Genomic DNA, 2,904 nt, shown 5'->3' with positions numbered 1-2,904 from the left:
TCGAGCTTGGGTTGGAAAAGGCGCTGCAAAGTTGTGTGAAACGGTGCTTGATCATTTATTTGGAGATGTTCATCCAGAGCAACTCAATCATTTACTTGATACATTTGTTGAAATCTATGCACAGGAGTTATGTGTCGACACGAAAGTATATGCAGGGGTGTTGGAATTTTTACAGTATTGTCAAACACATCAAATAACGATGGCATGTGTAACCAATAAGCCTGAACACTTGGCTCGAGGTATTCTCGATGTTTTGGGATTGAGTGCTTATTTTAAAATGGTAATTGGAGGTGACAGCTTGGCTGAGCGCAAACCACATCCATTGCCATTGTTACATTGTATGCAGCAGCAAAATGCTCTGGCTTCTGAAACCTTGATGATTGGCGATTCAAGTAATGATGTTGAAGCGGCAAGACGTGCAGGTATAGATTGTATTGTGGTCAGCTATGGCTATAATCATGGAGAAAGTATCTATGACTGCCAACCACAACAAGTGATAGATAGTTTGGTAGAATTGGTAGATGAAGATCAGGTGAGGAGAAGGGCATGAAAATGAGTATGGTTTTTCGATGGCGGGATTAAAGCAGCATTAAAACTAAACGCAGATTAAATCGAAACCATAGAGAATATTCATGACTACCTTAGTACAATTCGAACAGTTAAAATCATTAGGCTACAACACTATTCCTGTATACCGTCAACGTTTAGCGGATACCGAAACTCCGCTTTCTGTTTTTGCGCGCTTCAAAGAACACAAACAAGCATATTTGTTTGAGTCTGTTGAAGGTGGGGAGAACTGGGCGCGTTATTCCATGATTGGGTTGGGAGAGTCGACAGTTTTTTCTTGCAATGCAGGAATCTTGACTATTCAACAGTTGGATGGTTCTGTTATTCAACAAGAATGTAGTGATCCATTCCAATATATACGTGATTTTCAAAAACAATTTAAAGTGCCGACTCAAAATGAGTTGCCTGATTTACCAAGCTTTACTGGCGGTTTAGTTGGTTATCTTGGTTATGATGCAGTGCGTTATATTGAACCTAAACTTAAAAACGTTCCCACGGCTGATCCTGTGTCTTTACCCGATTTATGGTTAATGCTATCTAAAACAGTTATTGTTTTTGATAATTTGAAAGATACGTTGTTTTTGATTCATCATGCTGATGTGAGTCAAGAAAATTCCTATCAACAGGCACAACAAAAATTAGATCAACTTGAACAATTACTTGCAACACCTGTAAGTCTGCAAGCAAAGCCGCATTCTGCTCCTCATTTTGAATCTATTACAGGTAAAGAGAAGTTCCTTGCAACCGTTGAGAAGGTAAAAGAGTACATTCGTGCTGGTGATGTGATGCAGGTGGTACCTGGTCAGCGTATGGTTTCTGATTTTGATGGTGAAGCATTACAGGTTTATCGTGCACTCCGTCATTTAAACCCTTCACCTTATTTATTCTTGGTACAAGGACAAACACTGACAGATCAGAAGCCTTTTCATATTGTTGGTTCATCTCCTGAGATTTTGTCTCGTTTGGAGAATGGTATCGCAACAGTACGTCCTTTAGCAGGCACTCGACCACGTGGAAAAACTAAAGAAGAAGATTTGGCTTTAGAGCAAGATTTATTGGCTGATGAAAAAGAAATTGCAGAACATTTAATGCTGATTGATCTTGGACGAAATGATGTTGGTCGGGTTTCAAAGATTGGTAAGGTTCAAGTCACTGATCGTATGGTGATTGAGCGCTACTCACATGTGATGCATATCGTGTCAAATGTACAGGGTGAGGTTCGAGATGATGTCGATGCGCTTGATGTATTTAAAGCGACATTCCCTGCGGGCACACTTTCAGGTGCACCTAAAATTCGTGCAATGGAAATCATTGATGAAGTAGAACCAGTTAAGCGTGGTGTATTTGGTGGTGCTGTTGGATATTTGGGTTGGCATGGTGAAATGGATATGTCGATCGCGATTCGTACCTGTGTGATTCGTGATAAAAAAGTATATGTGCAAGCTGGAGCAGGGCTTGTTGCAGACTCAAATCCAGAATCAGAATGGAATGAAACCCAAATAAAAGCTCGCGCAGTGATCAAAGCGGTTGAATTATCATCAAATGGTTTGATTTTATGAGTTTTTCGCAGTTTTTATAAAAAAACTGCTTGCATAGCCTGAGAGTTTTGCTAAACTGCACACCGTTCCGATACGAAACGTACGAAACACTAAGAAACGCCGGCATAGCTCAGTTGGTAGAGCAACTGACTTGTAATCAGTAGGTCCACAGTTCGAATCCGTGTGCCGGCACCATCTTAATGTAGTAGAGTGTTAGAGTGAAGAACAGCACTGTGTAAGTGTGATATGGTGAGATTCCCGAGCGGCCAAAGGGGGCAGACTGTAACTCTGTTGCGAAAGCTTCGAAGGTTCGAATCCTTCTCTCACCACCATCTAGCTTCGATTGAAGTGGTTAAGTACCAACGCGCGGGAGTAACTCAGTTGGTAGAGTGGCAGCCTTCCAAGCTGCATGTCGCGAGTTCGATCCTCGTCTCCCGCTCCATCGAAGAGATCGCTCTTATAGCTCAGTGGTAGAGCACTCCCTTGGTAAGGGAGAGGTCTCGAGTTCAAATCTCGATAAGAGCTCCAGATATACAACTTGGTAGAATTTCTACAAAGATTTAAAAAGAAGCAGGCTATTATAGTCTGCTTTTCAAGTATTAGGTGTCTAGTTTTTTAGGCAAATGTCGATAAAGAAAGTTTTTCAGGGTTGTTTTTCTCTAAACTGGTGTCGACGTAAACGAGGAAAATCAAATGGCTAAGGCTAAGTTTGAACGTAATAAACCACACGTAAACGTGGGTACAATTGGTCACGTTGACCATGGTAAAACAACTTTAACTGCTGCGATTGCAACAATTT

The 2,904-nt window shown here is 41.2% G+C and carries 3 protein-coding genes and 4 tRNA genes; all 7 read left to right on the top strand.

What is annotated here, in order from left to right; translation table 11 throughout:
- Positions 1-550, top strand: a 550-nt coding sequence (locus tag A2003_RS14265; protein WP_286687534.1) for an HAD-IA family hydrolase, incomplete at its 5' end; no start/stop codon positions are given.
- A gap of 82 nt (positions 551-632) precedes the next feature.
- Entirely contained in the window at positions 633-2,126 is a 1,494-nt protein-coding gene (gene trpE, locus A2003_RS14260; RefSeq protein WP_130576388.1) for an anthranilate synthase component I, read from the top strand.
- A 98-nt stretch (positions 2,127-2,224) separates the two neighbouring features.
- Positions 2,225-2,300: transfer RNA gene (locus A2003_RS14255), tRNA-Thr, on the top strand.
- Between the two features lie 53 nt (positions 2,301-2,353).
- Positions 2,354-2,437, top strand: a tRNA-Tyr gene (locus tag A2003_RS14250).
- Positions 2,438-2,471: 34 nt separating this feature from the next.
- Positions 2,472-2,547, top strand: a tRNA-Gly gene (locus A2003_RS14245).
- Between the two features lie 11 nt (positions 2,548-2,558).
- Positions 2,559-2,633: transfer RNA gene (locus A2003_RS14240), tRNA-Thr, on the top strand.
- Positions 2,634-2,798: 165 nt separating this feature from the next.
- A partial coding sequence (locus A2003_RS14235; protein ID WP_017396788.1) for a GTP-binding protein occupies positions 2,799-2,904 on the top strand: 106 nt, incomplete at its 3' end.

This window comes from Acinetobacter sp. GWC1_38_13, from assembly GCF_001767535.1.
In the GTDB taxonomy this organism is placed as follows: domain Bacteria; phylum Pseudomonadota; class Gammaproteobacteria; order Pseudomonadales; family Moraxellaceae; genus Acinetobacter; species Acinetobacter junii.
This window is presented reverse-complemented; position numbering and strand designations above follow the sequence as displayed.

Bases quoted from the DNA above. Each gene is read 5' to 3' on its own strand.
- trpE (WP_130576388.1), top strand. From the start codon at position 633: ATGACTACCTTAGTACAATTCGAACAGTTAAAATCATTAGGCTACAAC.